The 21,291-nt window shown below is 72.5% G+C and carries 21 protein-coding genes; 12 read left to right on the top strand and 9 right to left on the bottom strand.

All coding sequences use genetic code 11. The features are described from left to right. Positions 1-1,088: 1,088 nt before the first annotated feature. Positions 1,089-2,072, bottom strand: coding sequence for a rolling circle replication-associated protein (locus EV383_RS02690; RefSeq protein WP_130288437.1), 984 nt, complete (start codon positions 2,070-2,072; stop codon positions 1,089-1,091). 821 nt (positions 2,073-2,893) lie between these two features. Continuing rightward, complete coding sequence (locus EV383_RS02695; protein WP_207223412.1) at positions 2,894-3,358, bottom strand: SSI family serine proteinase inhibitor; 465 nt, start codon at positions 3,356-3,358, stop codon at positions 2,894-2,896. A gap of 273 nt (positions 3,359-3,631) precedes the next feature. Between EV383_RS02695 and EV383_RS02700 the strand changes: the two genes are divergently transcribed. Continuing rightward, positions 3,632-4,606, top strand: a complete 975-nt coding sequence (locus EV383_RS02700) for an endonuclease/exonuclease/phosphatase family protein (protein WP_130288439.1) — start codon at positions 3,632-3,634, stop codon at positions 4,604-4,606. On the opposite strand, the gene EV383_RS02705 is transcribed toward EV383_RS02700, so the two are convergent. Both EV383_RS02705 and EV383_RS02710 read right to left on the bottom strand, forming a co-directional pair. Beyond that, positions 4,578-5,576, bottom strand: coding sequence for a hypothetical protein (locus tag EV383_RS02705; RefSeq protein WP_130288440.1), 999 nt, complete (start codon positions 5,574-5,576; stop codon positions 4,578-4,580). The genes EV383_RS02700 and EV383_RS02705 overlap by 29 nt on opposite strands. Then, entirely contained in the window at positions 5,573-6,220 is a 648-nt protein-coding gene (locus EV383_RS02710) for a MerR family transcriptional regulator (protein WP_130288441.1), read from the bottom strand. The genes EV383_RS02705 and EV383_RS02710 overlap by 4 nt, the downstream gene beginning before the upstream one ends. Positions 6,221-6,330: 110 nt before the next feature. On the opposite strand from EV383_RS02710, the gene EV383_RS02715 reads away from it, so the two are divergent. The 3 genes from EV383_RS02715 to EV383_RS02725 are packed head-to-tail and all read left to right on the top strand — an operon-like array spanning position 6,331 to position 9,466. Continuing rightward, the gene (locus EV383_RS02715) at positions 6,331-7,566 is read left to right on the top strand and encodes an acyl-CoA dehydrogenase family protein (protein WP_242622857.1); all 1,236 of its coding nucleotides are present in this window, start codon (positions 6,331-6,333) and stop codon (positions 7,564-7,566) included. 14 nt (positions 7,567-7,580) lie between these two features. Continuing rightward, positions 7,581-8,102: a cytidyltransferase gene (locus EV383_RS02720; RefSeq protein ID WP_242622858.1), complete on the top strand. Its 522-nt coding sequence runs from the start codon at positions 7,581-7,583 to the stop codon at positions 8,100-8,102. Next, positions 8,099-9,466 (top strand): BPG-independent phosphoglycerate mutase family protein, encoded by a 1,368-nt coding sequence (locus EV383_RS02725; protein ID WP_130288444.1) that lies wholly within the window; start codon positions 8,099-8,101, stop codon positions 9,464-9,466. The genes EV383_RS02720 and EV383_RS02725 overlap by 4 nt, the downstream gene beginning before the upstream one ends. 16 nt (positions 9,467-9,482) lie before the next feature. Here the strand turns inward: EV383_RS02725 and EV383_RS02730 are convergent, their stop codons facing one another. After that, complete coding sequence (locus EV383_RS02730; protein ID WP_130288445.1) at positions 9,483-10,082, bottom strand: ATP-dependent Clp protease proteolytic subunit; 600 nt, start codon at positions 10,080-10,082, stop codon at positions 9,483-9,485. Between the two features lie 234 nt (positions 10,083-10,316). On the opposite strand from EV383_RS02730, the gene EV383_RS02735 reads away from it, so the two are divergent. Continuing rightward, positions 10,317-11,051: an SAM-dependent methyltransferase gene (locus EV383_RS02735; RefSeq protein ID WP_242622859.1), complete on the top strand. Its 735-nt coding sequence runs from the start codon at positions 10,317-10,319 to the stop codon at positions 11,049-11,051. A 41-nt stretch (positions 11,052-11,092) separates the two neighbouring features. Here the strand turns inward: EV383_RS02735 and EV383_RS02740 are convergent, their stop codons facing one another. Together EV383_RS02740 and EV383_RS02745 are read right to left on the bottom strand one after the other, a co-directional pair. Then, entirely contained in the window at positions 11,093-12,133 is a 1,041-nt protein-coding gene (locus tag EV383_RS02740) for a sigma-70 family RNA polymerase sigma factor (RefSeq protein WP_130288447.1), read from the bottom strand. Between the two features lie 151 nt (positions 12,134-12,284). Beyond that, on the bottom strand, positions 12,285-13,118 hold the full coding sequence (locus tag EV383_RS02745; protein ID WP_130288448.1) for a mycofactocin-coupled SDR family oxidoreductase: 834 nt from the start codon (positions 13,116-13,118) through the stop codon (positions 12,285-12,287). A 161-nt stretch (positions 13,119-13,279) separates the two neighbouring features. Here EV383_RS02745 and mftR point away from each other — a divergent pair, with 161 nt between their 5' ends. Next, positions 13,280-13,903 carry a mycofactocin system transcriptional regulator gene (gene mftR / locus EV383_RS02750; protein ID WP_130288449.1) on the top strand — a complete coding sequence of 208 codons (624 nt, stop codon included), beginning with the start codon at positions 13,280-13,282 and terminating at the stop codon, positions 13,901-13,903. 100 nt (positions 13,904-14,003) lie between these two features. Here mftR and EV383_RS31925 read toward each other — a convergent pair whose 3' ends face one another. Continuing rightward, positions 14,004-14,921: a hypothetical protein gene (locus EV383_RS31925; RefSeq protein WP_130288450.1), complete on the bottom strand. Its 918-nt coding sequence runs from the start codon at positions 14,919-14,921 to the stop codon at positions 14,004-14,006. Between the two features lie 919 nt (positions 14,922-15,840). On the opposite strand from EV383_RS31925, the gene EV383_RS02760 reads away from it, so the two are divergent. Continuing rightward, complete coding sequence (locus tag EV383_RS02760; protein ID WP_130288451.1) at positions 15,841-16,044, top strand: cold-shock protein; 204 nt, start codon at positions 15,841-15,843, stop codon at positions 16,042-16,044. A 105-nt stretch (positions 16,045-16,149) separates the two neighbouring features. Here EV383_RS02760 and EV383_RS02765 read toward each other — a convergent pair whose 3' ends face one another. Further along, positions 16,150-16,941 carry a tryptophan-rich sensory protein gene (locus EV383_RS02765; protein WP_130288452.1) on the bottom strand — a complete coding sequence of 264 codons (792 nt, stop codon included), beginning with the start codon at positions 16,939-16,941 and terminating at the stop codon, positions 16,150-16,152. A gap of 340 nt (positions 16,942-17,281) precedes the next feature. On the opposite strand from EV383_RS02765, the gene EV383_RS02770 reads away from it, so the two are divergent. From EV383_RS02770 to EV383_RS02785, 5 genes are all read left to right on the top strand, one after another. Then, positions 17,282-17,803, top strand: a complete 522-nt coding sequence (locus tag EV383_RS02770; RefSeq protein WP_130288453.1) for a bifunctional DNA primase/polymerase — start codon at positions 17,282-17,284, stop codon at positions 17,801-17,803. Positions 17,804-18,056: 253 nt separating this feature from the next. Beyond that, complete coding sequence (locus tag EV383_RS02775; RefSeq protein ID WP_130288454.1) at positions 18,057-19,403, top strand: DUF445 domain-containing protein; 1,347 nt, start codon at positions 18,057-18,059, stop codon at positions 19,401-19,403. Between the two features lie 135 nt (positions 19,404-19,538). Continuing rightward, a complete protein-coding gene (locus tag EV383_RS02780; protein ID WP_130288455.1) occupies positions 19,539-20,021 on the top strand; it encodes a helix-turn-helix domain-containing protein in 483 nt (160 codons plus the stop codon). A 43-nt stretch (positions 20,022-20,064) separates the two neighbouring features. Beyond that, positions 20,065-20,811: a hypothetical protein gene (locus tag EV383_RS30995; protein WP_165438210.1), complete on the top strand. Its 747-nt coding sequence runs from the start codon at positions 20,065-20,067 to the stop codon at positions 20,809-20,811. A 165-nt stretch (positions 20,812-20,976) separates the two neighbouring features. Next, positions 20,977-21,279, top strand: coding sequence for a DUF2516 family protein (locus EV383_RS02785; protein WP_423213680.1), 303 nt, complete (start codon positions 20,977-20,979; stop codon positions 21,277-21,279). Positions 21,280-21,291 lie beyond the last annotated feature (12 nt).

The following is a 21,291-nucleotide window of genomic DNA, read 5'->3' on the forward strand; positions in this document are numbered from 1 at the left end:
TAATTGAGAGAACTTCGTTGCAGCTTACTCGCTGCTTTGAGAGGACTCGGCGCTGAGCTGCAGATCGATCCTCGTTAAGGGCGATGCTGATCAAGGTGTCCAGCCCAGAGGATTGCCCCTTTCCCTCGGATCTCATTCTCTCGGCGAAGACGTCGTGGACGGCTCCCCACACGGCTTTCGCCAAGTGGGGGGGCAGATCAAGTATTTCTAGTACTGGTTCGACGTATCGCTCCGGACCGGAGTACCGTAAATCATCAACGTGTGACCGTTCGCAGTCTAGCGAGAGCGCTGATAAGAATCGTCTCGCGGACTCGGCCAATTCGAGGCAAGCGTTTCCCGTCTCGTCGAGCCTACGCCACTTCTCGGGTAGCGAGTCTGCCGATAGATTGCCGACGAGGTCGCGTGCGAGTCGCGAGACTGACTCCTCCGCTAGTTCAAGTTCACGTGCGGTAGGTTGCTCGTGACGACCGGAGAGAACATCGGCAGCAGTTTGAAGCCGCTTAGCGCCATTCGGCGTGGATGGACTGAGGCCGCCATTGCTCACCAATCTAGTTCGATAAGCCGAACCCAGGCTAAGCCAGCGTTCGTACAGGTGGATGATTCCACCATCCTTGAGGATTGAGGACCAGGTCCATGCTCCGCTAGGTCGCCCGCGATGCTTAACGGATACGAGTTCGATCCCGCTCGATGGTCGAAAGACCGCATAATCTTCATGGTGTTCGCAGTAAAACTCCGACGTCTGATCTGTCTCGGTCTGAGCTTGAAGTGAGAGGGCAAGCTCAACGAATGAATCAGTCGCCGCTACTCCTGCTTGCCAGTGAAACAAACCGGCTGTCGAACTACCAGCTTTGTCAGGTGGGGGTGTACCCAAGAATCGCGAGACCGACAATCGAACTCCTTGCGTCTCGTGGCCAGCTTTGGGCACTGAAACAGACTGTCCCAATCCTGTCAGATCGCGCTCGTTTTCGGGAGTGCTATCTAGGCGGGGCGCTCGCCGCGCCCCACACCCCGGGCGACCTCCGGGGAGGGGTGTCTCCCCGCCGGCCACCTGAAGGCGATAGCACCTCCGGTGGGCGGGTCCAGGTCGTTCAGCGCGTCGGGTGCTCCACCTGGACCCGCCCACCGAAGGCGCTTTCGGGGGACCTGGCCGACGGGGAGACAGAAGACAGCCGGCTTCCTGTTGAACTGGTGTCGAGCTGTGCGAGGTAACGCGCGAGGGCGGATGCGAACGCCGGCCCGTCGTTGACCGCGATCCAGCCCCGCCCGCCGTTGGTCATCAGCCGGACCCGCGAGCGGGAGCGCCGATAACGGACGCGTCCGGTGGACTGCTCGACCCGCACCTTCCAGGTCTGCTGCGCCCGCCGTTGCGCCCTGGCCCAGCGCCGAGCGATCCGGCCGGCCTCGACGCCGTCGGCCGGGGAGACGTGCAGGGTGCGGGTCGCGCGGGCGAGGTTCCAGACCCCCCAGAACCGGCCCGGCCCGCGTCCGGTCTCCTGCCACGCCTCCGGGACCTGGTGCTGGTACTCCTTGGCCGCCAACATGCCGTGCTTGCAGAAGTACGCCGCGACCCGGCGCGGATCGGTGGCCCGCAGGCCCTCGCTGTAGTCCAGCGCGGTCCCGGCCAGCTCGTGGCGCCGCCGGTGCTCCGGGTCCGGGTGGTCGACGACGGCCGCCCAGGCGTGGGAGAGCCATACGTGGAAGCGCTCGCCGGTGGTGCCGCTCACGCCGTGCGGCGGGGTGCACAGCATGTGCACGTGCGGAGCGCCGCGACGCTGGAACTCCAGCTTCCACACGCAGGCCCAGTCCTCGCCCCAGGCCCGCAGGTAGCGCTTGCGGAGCGCCTTCATGTGCTGCTTCAGCACCGGCCCGGTCGGGACGACGGTCTCCCAGTCGCCGGGGTAGGTCAGCGTGACCATCGCCGGGAGCCGGCCCGACTCGTACAGAGGTGTGTAGTCCAGCTCGCACAGTCGTCGCACCATCCGGGACCGGGACCGCCGGGACCATCCGGTGATCGGTGCCCGAGGCGGCGGGTCGCTCCACTCCCCGGTGGCGATGTGATGCACGACGGCCATGTCCACGTCCTTGCGCCGTGCGTCCTGCTGCCGCTCGGCTGTGCGCTCCTGTCGGCACCAGTCGTGCGCAGCGACGGCGAACATGCCCGGACCGACCGTCAGCTCCCAGCGCGGACCCTCCGCGAGCGTTCCCGCCTGCTCCCGAATCGCGGGCAGGAGGGCGGCCGCCGCGTCGACGAGCTCGGGCGAGGGGAACGCCGGGGACCACAGCCCTGCAAGAGTGTCCGGAGTCCGGGGCGGTTCGGGGTCCCGGCCCGATATGGCACATAGAACAAGCCCAGGCGGGCCGCCGGCTGACGCCGGGGCCGCGGCCGACTCGCTCGCGTCCGGCCCTCCGGCGCTCCTGCCTCCGGCCCGCGCCGGCGGGCCGGCCACGGCTCCCACGGCCGCCACCGACGACAGGGCGGGCCCGAGGGTTAGTGATGTGTGATCGGACAGGGACGCCGGCGCGCAGCCGGACGAGGAAACGTGCGGGGGAGTGGGCAACAGTGGCGACCTCTCGCGAGAGGCCGTCGGAGCCGTGGCGATGGCGCCCGGTCAGACCGGATCCGGACATGCGGAACCGCCGCTGGAGCACGTGTTGTGCTCAGCGGTGGAACCGGAACGAGCGTCGCCGCCGGGCCGTCAGGTGACGGCTACGTTGACGGCAACGCGACGGCGACGATGGGGGACAGCGCGAGTGCGTGAAGGGCCTTGACCGGCCGGATCAGTCGTGCGTGCGAGTCAGAATCGGGCTGAAAAGCGGAAGGTCGGCGGTTCGACCCCGCCCCTGGCCACACCTTCTGATCAGCGGCTTCTCCGCACACTCCCCGGTGTCCCGGTTACGACGCGACCGTCGGCAGTACCGGCTCCAGCGCCTCCCAGCGCTCGATCTCGCATCCACCGCTCCGCGTGAACGACGCGTCGACCGGTCGTCCGTCCCAGGTCCCGGTGATCTCCGCGGTCTCCGGGCCGCCGAACTGCATCGTGCACATCGCGTCGGCCGGGACGGGCTCGAACGCCGAGGCGCCGCCGGTCCGCGCCATCTCGTCGAGACGGTCGCACGCGGCGCGGTCCGTGGCGTCGTCGTCGGCGCAGTCCAGGGTGACGGTGCCGTCCTGCGTGCCGGACCCGGCGACGACCACCTGCAGTCGGGTGCCGCCCGCGGCCGACGTCGCGGCGAAGGCGAGCGGGACCAGGTAGGTCAGGAGGCCGGCGACGAGCCCGACGAGGGCCAGGAGCGCGACCACGGTGATCCATCCACGACGTCGCAGCACCGTCAGCACCCGCCCCGGAACATCGGACACGGGACGCGGACGGCTCGGGTGGTCATGCCCGAACCGTACAGATCGGGCATCACCGGTCGGCGCACGGAGATCGGTGACGGCCGGGACGTCCGGAAGGGTCCCCTCGCTCCTCGAGGAGTCCCGAAGGATCCCCTCGGGGCGGCATGTGCGCGCTGGTGGGCGGCTGAGCTGGGGAGGGTCGCCGTGCGGAACCAGTCCGTCGCGCGACGCGTTGGACATCCAGACGCCGGAGGTACACCTGCACCGGCTCCACGACGGAAGGACCGCTCGTCCATGCCCCGATCAGGAAGCCGGCGCCACCCCGGACGGATTGCGCTGGCCGCGGTGCTCGGCGGGGCGGCCGCCGGGGTCGTGGTCCCCGACCACCTGCGGATCGACCACCGGTTCCCGATCGTCGACATGGTCGCGTGGCGCCCGCAGGCCTCGGTCCTGGCCCTCGGTGGTGCGGGCCTGCTCGGTCTCGCGAGGGCCACCCGGCCGGCCGCGGCGGCGGTGGGCGCGGTCGGGCTGGCGGGCCTGGCCTCGGTGGCCGGACGGGCGCTGCGCCGCCGGCGTCCGGAGCCGGTGGGGGAGCCCGTCACCATCCTGTCCGCGAACGTGCTGGTCGGACGCGGTGACACCGGCGCGCTGGCCGCGGTGATCGCCCGCGAGCGACCCGATGTCGTGGTGCTGCCCGAGGCCGGGCCGGACTTCCGGGACAAGCTCGTCCCGATGCTCGGCGAGACCGACTACCGGTCCTGGACCTCCACCGCACCCGGCACGGACGACGGCCGGGGCGTGACCGTCCTGGTCTCGGGGCGGGCGGGTGACGTCGCCGTCGTCGCCGACCACGCGATGCGGCTGCGCCACCTCGAGGTGTCCGGCGGGATCCTCGGGCGGCGGCGCCTGTTCGCGGTGCACACCTCGGCGCCGGTGCAGCCGCGGTTCACCACGGCGTGGTGCCGGGAGATGGACGTCATCCGCGGCTGGACGACCGGGCCGGTCGCACCACTCGTCGTCGGAGACCTGAACGCGACGCTCGACCATTCCCGTCTCCGGGCGGCCCTCGGGCGCTGCCGCAGCGCGGCCGAGGGGACCGGGCTCGGCCTGGTCGGGACGTACCCGTCGTCGGCCCCGCGCTGGTTCGGCATCCAGATCGACCACGTGCTCGTCCCACGTGACGCCGTGACCGCCCGGTTCGAGGTGCTCGACCTCCCGGGCACCGATCATCGGGCCGTGCTCACGACCGTCCACCTGCCGCCGGGCTGACCTGCTCGGGTCGCGGGCCGGGCGCACGGAGGACCAGGGCCGCCGCGGCGAGGGAGGCGACCAGGATCGCCACGAGACAGACGAGCGTGAGGGTGTCCGGCGCGACGATCGACTGCCCGCGCAGCGCCTGCCAGGTCGCGAGCGCGACCACTGCCACGTAGGCGAGGGCGCCGACGGCGACGAGCCGCAGCCGCGTCACCGACGAGCCCAGCGCCCCGAACCGGGCCGCCAGCAGCTCCAGCACGATCAGCAGCAACGGGATCGCCTGCAGCGCGTGCATGCCCAGGAAGTGCGGCACGCGCAGGTCCCCACCCACGGTGCTCCAGCCGAGGATCGGCAGGCCCGGTCCGCCGTCGGGCAGACCGACCGTGTGCGCGCCGATGACGCCCTGGAAGTCGGCGAGCTGGGCGCGCGTCGGGCTCGTCATCAGGTACCCGAGGCCCATCCCGACGACCGCGACGACGGCACCGGCCCGGATGGCGAGTGCCCGGGCCGGGTCGCCGCCGCGCAGCCCGAACAGGCCGGCGGCCAGGTACATCGTGGCCAGCCAGATGACGACGATGGAGACCGCCATCGAGGTCCACAGGGCGCTGTCGAACGGTGTGGACACGTTGAAGTGGCTGGTCGTACCCCGTGTCGCCTGCACGACGAGCGCCACCATCTCCACCCCGAGCAGGACCGCGGCCACCGTCCCGGCGACGTGCACCCCACGGGCACGTCCCCGGCGGGACCGGATCTGGTCGGCCAGCCACGCCCACGTCACCGCGTAGATCGCGATCGAGATCGCGAACTTGGTCGGCTTGTCCCACGCGGCGAGACCGGTGATCGTGCGCGGGTCGACGACCATCCCGACCAGCCCGACGACGGTCAGCGCCACCATCGCGACCGCGAGGATCATCAACGGCCGGTGCCAGCGCAGGGCGTCCCGGACGGAGGGGAGGTTCCGGATCGGCGGAGCGAGGACGGTCATGGCGACTCCCGGAGCATGGTGGGCGGGAAGTGCTGGGCGGAGAAGCTCTCCTGGGCCATCCGGCGCAGGGCGGCGAGCAGTGCGTCGCCGAGGACACCGCCGACGAGGACGGCCTCGGCCCGCTCCTCGCGGCCGTGGAGGCCGGCGACCGGGGCGAGGTCGGTCTCGGCGATGCGCTCGGCGGCACGGGCGTAGTCGTCGAGGTCGTCGGTGAAGCGGTCCTGCCCGAGCCGGTGCATGCGGGCCAGTACCGAGACCGCCGAGCGGCGGGCCGGGGCGTGCTGGCTGACGTGCCAGCCGGTGCGCGCGAGCATCGCCTCGACCTCGCCGAGGGCCCGGTCGTGGTGGTGGTCGTGCTCGTCCTCGATGTCGGGGGTGACCGCGTAGACGGCCCGGCCGAGCATGGTGTGCACCGGGAGCCCGGGGTCGTCGACGGCGGCCAGCACCTCGCGCACGGTCCCGATCGGCAGGCCGCCGACCTCGACCAGCGAGCGGATCAGCCGCAGCCGCCGGACGTGGGTGTCGTCGTAACGGGCCTGGTTCGGCGACGTCGTCTCGCCCCGGTGCAGCAGCCCCTCGCGCAGGTAGTACTTGATCGTCGCGACGGGGACGCCGGAGGTGCGGGAGAGCTCGGACACGCGCATACGGATACCTTAACTATCCGATAGTGAGAATGTCCACTCATCGTTCCGGCGATCGAGCATGCAGGATGGGGCGGGATCGACATTCCAGTCTCCGGGGAAGGACGCCGACGATGGCAGGCGAGCGGGCCCTCGGGCCGAGCGAACGGGTGCAGGACTACACGGCCCGGTTCGGCCGGTTCCTGGCCGAGCAGGTCGAACCGCTGGAGGCCGAGCTCGCCACGAAGGGCCTCGGCACCGTCTGGGCGCCGGCGCTCGACGACGCGGGCCGCATGCACCGCGACGTCTGGGAGACCCGGCGCGAGGTGCAGCGCCGCTCCGCCGCGGCCGGGCTCTACAACCCGCACGTGAGCGCCGACGTGGGTGGTGGCGGATTCACCCGGGTCGAGATGCAGCACGTCGAGGAGTACGTCTACCGCACCGCCGGGCTCGGGCTGGGCCTGTGCGGGCTGGCCTGGACCGAGGGCGCCAACCCGGCGATCGAGCACTGCTCCGACGCCGCGCGCGGCCGCTACCTCGACCCGCTGATGGCCGGCGAGATCTCCGCGGCGTTCGCGAACACCGAGACCTCGGTCGGCACCGACGTGCTCGCGATGGAGACCTCCGCGCGCCGCGACGGCTCGGACTGGATCCTCGACGGGAACAAGGCCTGGATCACCAACGCGCACTTCGCCGACGTCCTGCAGGTCGTCGCCGTCACCGAGCCCGGAGCCGGGACCCGCTCGCTGACGATGTTCCTGGTCGACGCGGACGCGCCCGGCGTCACCCGCGGCCGCGACATCCCCACGATGCTCGGCGACGGGCTCACCGGCGAGCTCGGATTCGACGGCGTCCGGGTGCCGGCCGAGAACGTGGTGCGCGAGGTCGGCGACGGGTTCGCGCTGGCCATGTCGTGGATCAACTGGCGGCGGCTGTGCCGGGGCGGCATGTGCGCCGGCTGGGGGTACTGGCTGCTCGACCGCGCGCTGGACCGGGCGCGCACCCGGCAGTCCGGCGGGCGCCCGATCGCCGACCTGCAAGCCGTGCAGCATCTGCTCGCCGACATCGACGCCGACATCTACGCGGCGCGCTCGGCGTCCCTCCTCGCGCAGGCGGAGCTGGACGAGCTCGGCCCGTACGCCATCCCGCTGCACCACGACGCGCCGCGCCTGATCAGCCTGATCAAGGTGATCAACGACGAGGCGTTCTTCCGGGTCGCCGACAACGCGCTGCAGGTGCACGGCGGTACCGGCCTGCTGCAGAACTCGCCGGAGGAGAAGCTGTTCCGGGTCGCGCGGAACCTGAAGATCCCGGCCGGGACGGTGGAGATCCAGCGCAACGCGATCGCGCGCGGGCTGCTGCGTCGATGACGCCCCTCGGCTGCGTGACCGGCCGTTTCCAGCCGGTCCACGACCAGCACCTGGAGCTGGTCGGGCTGGCCCTGCGGGAGTGCGCGCACGTGATCGTCGCGGTCACCAACCCGGACTCCGGTGCCCGGCACACCGAACCGACGTCGGCGCACCGGCACACGCCGGCGGCGAACCCGTTCTCCTACGTCGAGCGCGCCTGGCTGCTCGACGCCGCGCTGCGCGGGGCGGGACTGGCGGAGGTGACGACCGTCGTCCCGTTCGACCTGACCCGTCCACAGGTGTGGACGGAGTACGTGCCGCTGCGCGCCCGGCAGTACGTGCGCGTCTACTCGGACTGGGAGCGGGAGAAGGCCGACCGCCTGGCCGCGGGCGGTTACCCGCTGACGGTGCTCGACGGCGATCCCGCGACGAAGGTCGACGCCACCGACATCCGTGCCGCGCTCGCGTCCGGGACGGGGTGGGAGGGCCTGGTGCCGCCCGCGACCGTGCCGGTGCTGCGGGAGCTGCTCGACGCCGTCCCCCTGGGCCGGCGATGAGGACGCCCGGCTACGGCGAGGGCCAGCCCCGCCTCGACGACGACCGGCTGCCGGTCGTGCTGGTCGTCCTCGACGGCCTGGGCGACCGCCCGATCCCCGAGCTGGGCGGCGCGACCCCGTCCGAGGCGGCGCACACCCCGCACCTCGACGCGCTCGCCGCCCGCGGCTGCTCCGGGTGGCACGTGCCGTTCGGGTGGGGTGCCGCGCCGGCGTCCGAGCTCGCGCACTGGGCGATGTTCGGGTTCGCGCCGGTGCCGTTCCCGGGCCGGGCGGTGCTGGAGGCGACCGGCGCCGGGATCGAGGTGCCGGAGTCCACCGCGGTGACGCACGCGGCGCTGCGGACGTCGCAGGTCGGTGACGACGGCCGGGTGTGGATCACCGGCCGGGTCGCCCGCGACGACGGCGACGCCGCGTCCGCACTGCTCACGGCCCTGGCGCCGGTCTGTGCGCGGCACGGTGCCCGGCTGCTGCCGCTCGGCGGGCGCGGGGAGTCGCTGCTCGTGCTCGACGGGCACCGCAGCGGCGCGGTCACCGACTCCGACCCGTTCTTCGAGGACCGCCACCCGTGGCTGCGGGTGCGAGCGTGCGAGCCGGGCGGTGACGTCCTGGCGCTGCCGGATCCGGCCGGCGCCGACGTCACGGCCGAGATGCTCACCGCGTTGCTGCGCGAGGCCCGTGCGGTGCTGCAGGTCCATCCGGTCAACGCCGCCCGGGCCGACCGGGGGCTGCCGCCGCTGGACGTGCTCACCACCAAGTGGTCCGGGTCCCGCGAGCCGCTGCCGACGTTCACCGAGCAGGTCGGGATCCCCGGCGCGGCGGTGACCAGCACGCGTCTGTACCGGGGGATCGCGGGGGTGCTCGGGATGGCGCAGCGCCACGTCGCGCCCGTCGCCGACCTCGCCGCCGACATCCGGGCCCGCCTCGCCGTCGCCGACGAGCTGATCGCCGACGGGGCGGGCTTCGTACACGTGCACACCAAGGCCACCGACGAGGCCGGTCACACGAAGGACCCCTACGCCAAGCGGGACGTGCTGGAGGCGCTGGACCGGGGCCTGGACGGGCTCGACGCGCTCGCCGGACGCGCGGTCGTCGCCGTCACCGGGGACCACGCCACCCCGTCGACGGGCGGCGTCCTGCACACCGGCGACCCGACGCCGCTGGTGGTGGCCGGACCGACGGTCCGGGCCGACCCGGTGACCGCGTTCGGCGAGGCCCCGGCCGCGTCCGGCTGGTACGGCACGTTGCGGGCCTCCGAGCTCCTCCCGCTGCTGCTCGGGCACGCCAACCGTCCGACGTTCCTCGGGCACCGGCCCACCCCGCGGCGCGGCGTCGCCCTCCCGGACATACCGGAGCCGATGCTCTGACCGGCCCGTCGCGGGGTCAGCGCCCGGTGCGGGAGACCACCCGGTCGATCAGGCCGTACCCGATCGCCTCGTCGGGGGTGAACCACCGGTCACGGTCGGAGTCCGCGACGACCTGCTCCACCGACTGCCCGGTGTGCTCCGCGATCAGCTCGGCCAGCTCCCGCTTCTGCCGGCTGATCTGCTCGGAACGGATCCGCACGTCGGACGCGGTGCCGCCGAGCCCTCCGCTGGGCTGGTGCATCATGATCTTGGAGTGCGGCAGCGCCGAGCGCTTTCCGGGAGCGCCGGCGCAGAGCAGGAACTGCCCCATCGACGCCGCCGTCCCCTGCGCGACGGTCGCGACGTCCGGCCCGATCGACTGCATCGTGTCGTAGATCGCCATCCCGGCGCTGATCGACCCGCCCGCCGAGTTGATGTAGAGCCCGATGTCGCGACGCGGGTCCTCGCCGGCGAGCAGCAGGAGCTGCGAGCACACCGTGTTCGCGACCTCGTCGTCGATCTCCCGGCCGAGCATGACGATCCGCTGGCCGAGCAGGCGGTCGGCGAGCGGGTCACCGGAGCCCGCACCCCCGGCCGGGCCGATCGACCGGACGTCGCTGCGTGATGGGTGGTCCATGCACGTCCCTCCTCGTCGTGCGCCCGCGGAACGCGGACGCGATCCCGACCCTAGGCACGACGATCGGCGGCCAGGCGCGGTTTCGCCGGGGGAGGAGCCGTTTCACCGTGGGCGGAACGCGCGGGCGCACAGGGCCGGTACATGCCCGACGGTGCCGGGACGACGCCCGTCCGTCCCCTCGCCTCCGGCGAAATCCGGCTGCCTCCGGGCCGCCCGGCCGGGACCATCGGTCCCGTGACCACGATCGAGGACGTGTTCTGGGCTGCACACGACGGTCTGCCCCGGGAGGCACCCGGTTCGGCCGCGACGACGGAGCTGCTGCTGCGCCTGGCCGGACCGCTCCCGGCCGCGCCGCGGATCGTCGACATCGGGTGCGGGACCGGACCCGCCACCCTGGCACTGGCGGAGGCGACCGGGGGCACCGTCGACGCGGTCGACCTGCACGAGCCGTTCCTGGCGCGGCTCCGCGACGCAGCCGACGCGGCCGGACTGGGGGACCGTGTCCGTACGGTTCCCGCCCCGATGCAGGACCTGCCGCTGCCCGACGGCGGCGCCGACCTGGTCTGGGCCGAGGGCTCCGCCTACATCATGGGCTTCGACGCGGCCCTGCGGTCCTGGCGGCGCCTGCTCGCGCCCGGCGGTGTCCTGGTGCTCACCGAGGCCGAGTGGACGACACAGGATCCCGCGCCGGGTGCCCGGGCGTTCTGGGACGAGGGCTACCCGGGGATGCGCGACACCGCCGGGAACGTGGCCGCCGCGTCGGCCGCGGGCTGGACCGTCGCCGCGACCTATCTGCTGCCCGACGACGACTGGGACGGCTACTACGGGCCTCTGGCCGCGCGCCTGGACGAACTCGGCCGCGCGGGCACCGACCCGGCCCTGCTCGCCGAGGTCGGACGGGAGATCGACGTCCGTCGCGAGCACGGCGCCGACTACGGCTACACCGCCTACGTGCTGCGGCCGCGCTGACCCATGAGCCGGGACCCGCGCCGCCGCAGCACGCGCGCGGGTCAGCCGATGGTGCGCTCCAGGACCGACGGGTCGTCGGCGAGCTTCAACGGCAGGTCGAACAGTGCGAACAGGTCCGTGTTCAGGAAGTTGGTCAGACCGACGATCTTGTCGCCCTCGATCCGCAGCGCGTTGATCGCCCAGGCCTCGTACTCGCCGTTCGGGCCGGACGGCTTCCACTGCGCGAACCCGACGGTCCCGTTGAGCTCGATCGGGGCGACCTTCGAGCCGCGGCACCCGGCGCCGGGGCCGGTGGTGATCCAGGCCATGACGTCGTCGCGGCCCTTGAGCCACAGGTCCAGCGGCGGCATGTTCTGCTCCACGTCCTCGTGCAGCAGCGCCGTCAGCGCCTCCATGTCGAACGCCTCGAACGCGGCCATGTACTTGAGCAGCAGCTCGGTGTGCGCCTGGTCCATCTCACCGTTGCCGGGCGCGGCCTCGCTGATCCCGCTGTCGTTCAGCGTGGCCCGCGCCCGCTGCAGCGCGCTGTTCACCGACGCCACCGACGTCCCCAGCAGGTCGGCGACCTCGCTCGCCTTCCAGCACAGCACCTCGCGCAGGATCAGCACCGCGCGCTGACGGGCCGGCAGGTGCTGCAGCGCGGCGACGAACGCGAGCCGGATCGTCTCCTTGGCCACGGCCTTGTCCGCCGGGTCCCCGGCCGGGGACGACACGCGCGCGTCGGGCATCGGCTCCAGCCAGTCCGAGTCCGGCAGCGGCTCGCGGATCGACTCGGCGACCGGCGCCGACGGGCCACCGAAGTCCATCGGCACCGCACGGCGCTTGCGGCCGTTGAGCGCGTCGATGCAGACGTTGGTGGCGATCCGGTAGAGCCAGGACCGCAGCGACGACCGCCCGTCGAACTTCGCCAGGCCCTTCCAGGCCCGGATCATCGTCTCCTGGACCGCGTCCTCGGCCTCGAACGCCGAGCCGACCATCCGGTAGCAGTACCCGGTCAGCTCGCGCCGGTGGTCCTCGATCCGCGCCTCCATCGGACGCTCGTCGACCTCACCGGTGGCCGGGTTCACGGTCGGAGCGCTCATGGCGGTTCCCCCTCGGAACGTCGCGCGCCACCGGACGTCGGGGGCGCAGAGGAGAGTGTGCCGTGCACCACCGACAGAACGGGAGGCCTTTGTCGACGAATCGACCGGAATCGAAGGGTCACCGGTCGTCGCGGTCTCTCGCCCGGACGGGCTACCGGATGGTGAAACCGGCGTCCACCGGCAGCATGACGCCGGTGACGTAGCGCGCCTCGTCCGAGGACAGCCACAGGATCGCGTTCGAGATGTCGACCGGGTCCACCCACGGGACCGGCAGCGCGTTGCTGGAGGCGAACGCCGGCTCGGCGGCCTCGCGCGTCGCGCCCTCCTCGCCGCCCAGGAACAGTCCCCACGTCTTCTTGTTCTGGATCATCACGGTGTCCACGCCGGTCGGGTGCACGGTGTTGACGCGGATCGAGTGCTGGGCGAACTCGTTGGCCAGGGTCCGCATGATGCCGACGACGCCGTGCTTGGCCGCCGTGTAGTGCACCGTGTTCGGGACGCCCTTGATGCCGGCGGTCGAGCTGGTGATCACGATCGAGCCGCCGCGGCCACCGTCGATCAGGTGCGGCAGCGCGGCCCGGCACGTGTTCCAGACGCCGGTGAGGTTGGTGTCGATCATCTCGTGCCAGTCGTCGTCGCTGATCTCCAGCGCGGGGTGGATCTCGAAGATCCCGGCGTTCGCGCTGACGATGTCGAGCCGTCCCAGCTCGGCGACGCCGTCGTCGACGGCCGCGCGCAGGGCCGTGGAGTCCCGGACGTCGGCCACCCGGGAGACCACGCGGCGGTCCAGCTCCTCGACGAGCCGGACCGTCTCGGCGAGGTCCTCCTCGGTGGCCGGCGGGTACATGCCGACGCTGCGCATCGGGGCGCAGAGATCGATCGCGATGATGTCCGCGCCCTCGGCCGCCAGACGCAGCGCGTGGCTGCGTCCCTGGCTCCGTGCGGCCCCGGTGATCACGGCGACCTTGCCCTCGACCCTGCCCATCGCAGTCTCCTCACGTCCACGGGTCCCGCCGTTGGAACCCGCCACCGACCGTACGTTTGGCAGGCCGGATTTGTCTCCGGTCCGTGACCACCCGGTTCGCCGACGTGGGATGCTCGTCGCAGCCGCCGCGCGGGCGGACGGGAGCGGTGGGGACGGCGGGGATGTCGGCGACGACCGAGGACGAGGCCACCGGGGTGCGGCGTGCCGGACGCCGACCCGTCACGTCCCGGTTCGAGATCGAGCACATCGCGCTGGAGATGTTCAGCGAGCAGGGGTTCGACCACACCACCGTCGACGACATCGCGCACGCGGCGGGCATCGGCCGTCGTACGTTCTTCCGCTACTACGCCTCGAAGAACGACGTCGCGTGGGGCGCCTTCGACGAGCAGCTGCTCGGGATGCGGGCCACGTTCGCGGCGCTGCCGCCGGACATCCCGGTGCTGCGGGGCATCCGCTCCGCGGTGCTGGACTTCAACCACGTCGACCCGCCGGAGCAGCCCTGGCACCGGCGACGCCTGCGGCTGATCCTGCAGACGCCTGCGCTGCAGGCGCACTCCACGCTGCGCTACGCGACGTGGCGCGAGGTCGTCGCGGACTACGTCGCGATGCGGCTGGGGCAGCCGCCCGGCGCCCTGATCCCGCAGAGCGTCGGCCACGCGTGCCTCGGGGTCTGCATCGCCGCGTACGAGCGCTGGCTGGCCGACGACGGAACCCGCCTCGACGACCTGCTGGGCGAGGTCTTCGACTCGCTGGAACGGGGCTGGGGCGCCGCCGACCTGGGGTGACCCCCCTTCCGTGGCCCACGACGACGAACGGCGCCCCGGCACGACGTGCGTGCGGAGCGCCGTTCGGGCGGGGCAGTGCGTCGCCGCCCGGTGTCGTGGATCAGCGGGCGGACGCGACCTGGGCCGGAGCCGCGGGGGTGGCGGGCTGGACGAGCCCCGCCGGTGCGGTCGGCGCGGCGACCTGACCGGGGACGGCGGGTGCCGCGACCTGGCCGGGGGCGGCGGGCACGGCCGGCTGACCGGGCACCGCCGGCGCGGCGACCTGACCCGGGACCGCGGGCTGTCCGGGGACGGCGGGTGCCGCCGGAACACCGGGCTGGGCCGGAGCGGCGGGTGCGGCCGGCTGTCCCGGGACGGCCGGGGTGCCGGGAGTGGGCACGGCCGGTGCCGGGACCGTCGGCTGGGCGACGGCGCCCGCCTGGCCTGCGACGGCGGCACCCGGCGCCGGGGCCGCCGCGGGGGCCTGCGCGGCCGGAGCCTGGGCCGCTGCCGGTGCCTGCGCGCCCGGAGCGGTGGGCGCCGGGACGGCGGGCGCCTGCGCCGCCGGGGCCGTCGCCGCGGGCACCTGAGCCGCCGCCGGGGCCTGCGGCGCCACCGGAGCCTGGGGCGCGACCGGAGCTTGGGGCGCGACCGGAGCCTGCGGGGTGAGCGGGGTCTGGGCCGCACCCGGGGCCTGCGGTGCGGCCGGGCTCGCGGGAACAGCCGGGTTGCCGGGAACTGTCGGGCTGCCGGGAACGGCCGGGTTCTGCGCGACCTGGCCCTGCACGCCGGCCTGCGGGGTGAGCGCGCCCGCCGGGGCGGCCGGGGTGGTGTCGTCGAGGTCGTCGGGGTCCGGGACGGACGTCTCGTCGTCGTCGCCGAACAGCATGTCGAACAGGTTGTCGAGCGGCCCGCCGGACGGGCTCGCGACGCTCGCGGGGGTGTGGGTCGGCTCGGCGCTCGCCACGCCGGCTCCGCACACACCCAGCGTGCCGATCATGAGGGTCAGAGCGAGTGACGTGGTGACTCGGGATCGCACGATTTCTCCTGGTGGCGACGGGGTGGGACGGCGCAGAGCATGCTGATGACCTGCGGCGGAGCACCAGAGCCCCTTTCGGGGAGCCCCTCGTCGGCGGTCGCGCACGGTCGACGCACCGCGACATCACCCCGTTGTCGAGCCCGGATCGGGCGACCCCGTCCGGGTGGACGACCGCCTGCGCGGGGGAGTGCGGCCCGGTCCGGCACCCGACCGGGGTGGCCCGCGCAGCCGTCGTCACTCGTCGGCGTGGACCCGCTGTCGTCATCACCCGTTCGGGGACGTCGTGACCGGAGGTGAGCGATCGACCGTCCGGACGTGACGGTCGGTCACCACGCTGGGAGAGACGGGACCCGTGTGACACCGGTGCCCCACCCGTCACACGCAGCGACCGCCGCCGCCCCACCGCGTGGCCCCGCCCCGACGCCTCGTCGGACGCCTCATTCCGCCGCCGGACTGCCGCCCTTCCCCGTCGCGCGTTCGACCGCCGTCCCGCCCTCGGGGCCGCCCTCGCCGCGCCCGCCGGGCCGCCCTCGTCGGACGAGAACTCCGCTCGTACGCCCGGAGTGGACGGGCGGGGCTTTCGTGCGGCGGCGCTGGGCGAAAGCCCCACCCCGTCGTCGTCGGACGAGGGCTCCGCTCGTCCGACGGGAGTGGACGAGCGGAGCTCTCGTGCACCGGGCCGGGGAGCCCGCCTCGCGCGTACGCGCCCGCGCGCGGAGGAACACTGGACGAGAACGATCTCTCTGGTAGCGTTCGCGCTGGTTGCAGTCGTGTCTTCCCTCGATCGCCGTGAAGCGTCCGTGGAAAGTGTGACGCCGGATTCCGGTGGTCGGCACGCGTTGCCGGCAACCTGATTCCGCGCAGCCTCCGGCCGTTCTGACGTCGGTCGGATCCGTTCCATGTGTGGGAGAGACAAGTTATGCCGCAGGGCACCGTCAAGTGGTTCAACGCCGAGAAGGGCTTCGGCTTCATCGCCACCGACGACAACGGACCGGACGTGTTCGTGCACTACTCGGCCATCGAGGCCACCGGGTTCCGGACGCTCGAGGAGAACCAGCGCGTCGACTTCCAGTCCAGCCAGGGCCAGAAGGGACCGCAGGCCGACTCGGTCCGCGTCATCTGAGAAATCCGTGACAACCGAGTGACACGTCCGGGCGCTGCCCGTTCTGAACTCCACCGGTGCCGGCGTTCCCCTCGGGGGCGCCGGCACCGGCATGTCACGGGGCGCTCAGCCGAACGCGGCGACGGTCCGTCGCTCCGAGGCCCCGGCGAACGCCCGGTACCCGACGACCGCGATCACCGCGACACCCGCGAGAAGCGCCACCACGACCACCGGCGTCGCGGCCTCCGCGACGATCCAGAACAACGCCCACAGCACCGACGCTGCGAACGGCACCGCCACCGCGGTCCGTGACGCCGCGAACGCGATCGCCGCCCCGGCCAGCAGCAGGACGACCGCCCCGGCGACGACGGTGACGTCCAGGCCCAGGAACGTGCCGGTGGTGGCCCCGCCGACGACCGTCGCGACGGCCACCCAGCCCGCGTACAGGCCGATCGGGCCGTGCAGCAGGACCCGGTCCGCGATCCCCTCGGCCGGGTGCGTGCCGAGCCGGTGCAGCATCACCGCCAGGCACACCAGCAGCGCCACGATCACCACCTGCGACAGCGGGACGAGCTCCTGCGAGAAGGCCACGATCCAGCCCGCGTTGAACAGGGCCGAGGCGACGAACCACCAGCCGGTCGCGCGGTGCACCGGGCGCCCCTGCTGCGACGGCAGCGCCTGGCGCACGGCCAGGGCCAGCAGCGCCAGGTAGATCAGCGACCAGATCGAGAACGCGGCCGTCGCCGGCATCAGCGGCGACGGGTAGCGGTCGGCCAGCACGCGCTGGGACTCGCCGAAGAAGCCGCTGCCGCCGAGTCCTCCCGCCACGGTCTGGACGAGCGCGGCCAGCACGACCGCGCCCGCCCGCACCCGGTCCGCCGTCGTGGCCCGTGTCCCGGCCCTGCTGATGACGTTCATGCCCGCTCCTGTCCCGTGGTCCGTCGTACTATCTCGATGATAAAGCTACTTGTGGAACGAGGCATCTCGGAGCAGCCGCTCGCCCTCGACGACCGGCACGTCCGCACGGACCCCGGACGGGTGGCCCGCTGACCCACGGTGTGCAACCGGTCGACCGCCGGTGAACGGCGCTCCGAGCGGTGTCCGGTATCGAGTTCCCGCTCGTCTCGCGATGTCGGTCGATCACCGCTGACTGCTCGCATCGGCGTGATCGCAGGGGCATCCTCGGTGTTGAACTTCACAGGGTGCGACGCCGGAAAGCATGCGACGCGCCACGGTTGTCGAGAGGGAGAGTGGACAGATGTCCTGGTGGGACAGCTACCGAGCCGTCTACGGCGCGGAGCTGCGGGCGGCAGCGCGCGAGTACGCCGATCACGGGTGGTCACTGGTACCCGGGCCGGGCGCCGATGTCCTGCTCGCCACCGGGGACGTGCTCGACGTGATCGAGGTCCCGGCGGAGGTCGGCAAGCAGGTCTGCCGCACGCTGCGGGAGAGCGGTGAGGTCGTACCGGTCGCGGCCACGCCGCAGGGGACCTGGTGGTTCCCGATGAGCCCGCGGCACGCGCTGCCCGCGGAGCTGAGCCTGCACACCGACGTCGTGCTGCACACCGACGGCATCGGCGTGCTCGCCCCGCCGACCGAGCGCCCGGACGGCTGGGTGCAGTGGCGGGTCTCGCCCGCACGCACCGGCTACCACGTCCCGGACGCCGCGATGCTGATCGAGGCCGTGAGCGAGGCCGTACGGCAGCGCTCGGCCACCACGAGCGACCCGATCCCGGATGCCCAGCGGTCCGGCGGGGAGGTCGCAGGCGTGCGGCGCTGACACGTCGTCCGCTCGGCGTGCGGGCCCGTTCGTTGACGTCCGGCCGTCGGCCGGCTCCGAGCGGATCGAGCACGCACCGGTTGCGGCGCCCGAGGGGGCACTTCTCCTTCGCTGCGCAGCCGCACCACCGGCTTGGCCGGGCCCGGCGGAACACCGCCGGGCCCGGCCAGTTCCATGTCGGCGACCGTGCAGGGCGGGGGCGCGGGACGGGAGCCGTCGGCGAACTGTCGGACCGGCGCGGCACTATGGGTGGGTGCACATCTCCCGCGCGCCGGAGCGCCCGGCCCCGTCCGGTCCGTCGGCCTCTCCCACCCCGAGCCCGGCCCGCTCGACGGTCCCGCTCGGCGACTTCGGGCCCGGCGACGAGGCCAAGCGCCGGGACCTGCGCAAGATGAAGATGCTGGCGACGGGGTTCTTCGTCGTCGCCACGATCGTCTTCCTCGTCGCGAAGTACCTCGAGGACGTCCAGGGTCTGGGCTGGGCCGGCTACGTGCGGGCCTCCGCCGAGGCAGGCATGGTCGGTGCGCTGGCCGACTGGTTCGCCGTCACGGCCCTGTTCCGCCACCCGCTGCGGATCCCGATCCCGCACACGGCGATCATCCCGCGCAAGAAGGACATGATCGGCGACAGCCTCGGCGACTTCGTCGGCGAGAACTTCCTGTCCGAGGCCGTGGTCCGGGACAAGCTGGACCGGGTGGGCATCAGCTCCCGGGTCGGCACCTGGATCGCCCAGACCGAGAACGCCGACCGGGTCACCGCCGAGCTCACCGCCGCCGCCCGCGGGATCGTCACCGTGCTGCGCGACGAGGACGTCCAGAACGTCCTGGAGACGGTCGTCGTCCGCAAGCTGCTCGAGGTGCCCGTGGGTCCGCCGCTGGGCAAGGCGCTGGAGGGTGTGCTGGCCGACGGTGCGCACAAGCGGCTGGTCGACCTGGTCTGCGACCGCGCCTACGACTGGGTCGCCGACAACGAGGAGATGGTGATGCGCGTCGTGCACGAACGCGCGCCGTCGTGGACGCCGCGCTTCGTCGACGAGATGGTCGCCGACAAGCTGTTCGCCGAGGTGCGCGGCTTCGCCTGGAACGTCAAGAACGACCCCGAGCACCCGCTGCGCCACGCCGTGGACCGCTACCTGTCCGAGTTCGCGACCGACCTGCAGTCCGACCCGGCGACGATCGAGCGGGCCGAGCAGGTCAAGCGCCAGGTCGTCGAGCACCCCGAGGTGCAGCACTTCATCGGCCGCGCCTGGACCGTCGTCAAGTCGATGGTGCTCGACGCCGCCGAGGACCCGACCAACGAGCTGCGCCTGCGCGTGCGCGACGCGCTCGTCGGGCTGGGCCGGCGCATCGAGGGCGACGACGAGCTGCGCGGCAAGATCGACGGCTGGGTCGCCGACGCCGCCGGGTACGTGGTGCGCCACTACCGCCACGAGATCACCACGCTGATCACCGAGACGGTCGCCCGATGGGACGCCGAGGAGACCTCGAAGAAGATCGAGCTCCAGGTCGGCCGGGACCTGCAGTGGATCCGGATCAACGGCACGGTCGTCGGCGCGCTGGCCGGCCTGGTCATCTACACGGTGTCCGAACTGATCATCTGACCCGGGCGTCATCCGTCCGCCACCTCGCGGTCATGAACGTGGCACAGGCCACGTGACCAGCGCTAGCGGAGCGCTTGCAAGAGCTAGCACCTCCGCGTACGGTCGTTGATGTCAGCGATCGGAGGTGAGAAACGGATGAACACGAATCCCCACAGCAGGCGAGCGACCGGTACCGAGGACGGTGCCCCTGAGCGCGTCGGCCAAGCGGTCGAGCAGGTCGGGCACGTCGTGGAGCAGGCCGGTCAGGCCGTCGGTCAGACGATCGACGACATCGGCAGCTACATCCGGGCGCAGCGTGAGTCCGCACAGGTCTCGATGCGCCAGCTCGCCCGCACCGCCGGCGTCTCCAACCCCTATCTCAGCCAGGTCGAACGCGGGCTGCGCAAGCCGTCCGCCGAGATCCTGCAGCAGATCGCGAAGGGGCTGCGGATCTCCGCCGAGGCTCTCTACGTCAAGGCCGGGATCCTGGACGAGCGACCGGCGAGCGTCGTCACCGACGCCGTGCTCGCCGACCCCACTCTGAACGAGCGGCAGAAACGCGTGCTTCTCGACGTCTACGAGTCCTTCCGGCGGGAGAACGGTGCCGACGTCGTCGCCCTTCCCGTCACCACAGCTTGATCGACCCCGCACAACGGGTTCCACCAGAAAGAGAGTGATCATCATGGCCGTGTCCCTGCCGACCAGCACCGACGTCCGCAAGGTCCGCGAGCAGCAGGCCGAGGTCGTCCGCACCCCGCTCCTGGCGGTCCTGGGTGTCACCGACTACGCCTACTCCACCGTGAACAAGGCGGTCACCGACGCCCGGACCCGTGCCACCCAGCGCGCCGAGGAGGTCCAGACCCGCGTCTCGGAGCTCCCGAACGAGATCAGCGAGCTGCGCAACCGCCTGAGCTCGGAGCACCTGCGCAAGCAGGTCGAGGAGTTCCGCGACCAGGCCGAGGACGTCTACACCGGCTTCGCCGACCGCGGTGAGAAGGCCTGGGGCCGTCTGCGCAAGCAGCCGCAGGTCAAGCAGGTCATCAGCACGGTCGAGACGCTGACCGAGAAGGTCGACGAGGTCGTGGACGACACCCACGACGCCGCCGAGAAGGCGCTGGGCACCGTCACCCGCGAGACCCGTTCGCTCGGCGAGCGTGCCGCCCGCGGCGCGCAGCAGGTCGCCGGCCAGGCCGCCGAGGTCGTCACCGAGGTCACCGCCGAGGCGTCGAAGTCCGTCGCCGAGGCGGGCAAGGACGCCGCCGCCGCGATCGACGAGGCCGGTGACGAGGTCGCCGGCACCACCCGGAGCGCCGCCCGCAAGTCGGCGGTCCGCACCGACCCCAAGGCCACCTCGAAGGGTGTCACCACCCGCAAGCCGGCCACCCGCCGCGCCGCGACCAACGGCCGCAGCACCAGCACCACCAAGTGATCTCCCCGGCGCACCCGTGAGGTGACGCCGTCGATCACGGACACGCCCCCGGAACCCGTCGCGGTTCCGGGGGCGTCGTCGTGCGCGGGGACCCGGGCCTGTCCGGATTGCCCGGCCGAGGATGACCGCAGGTCCGCGTGCACGTAGGCTGGCCCGGTGGAGTTCCTGTACAACCTCGACAGCTACATCGTGATCGGGTTGTGGATCCTGCTCATCCCGGTGGGCGGGTACGCGTTCCTGCACGCGCTGCGCCAGCGCGCGGACGCCTTCACCGCGGTGGGCAAGCTGACCAAGAACGCCTGGCTGGGCATCACCGGCGTGGCGTTCCTGCTGCTGATCTTCATCACGAACGGGCCCCTGGGGTCCGGCGCCATCTTCTGGCTGGCCGCGATCGTTGCCGTGCTGGTCTACCTCGTCGACGTGAAGCCCGCCGTCGTCGGGGTGCAGCGCGGCGACCAGCGCTGGTGAGCCGGTCGGTCC

The sequence above is a fragment of the Pseudonocardia sediminis genome (assembly GCF_004217185.1).
Lineage (GTDB): Bacteria > Actinomycetota > Actinomycetes > Mycobacteriales > Pseudonocardiaceae > Pseudonocardia > Pseudonocardia sediminis.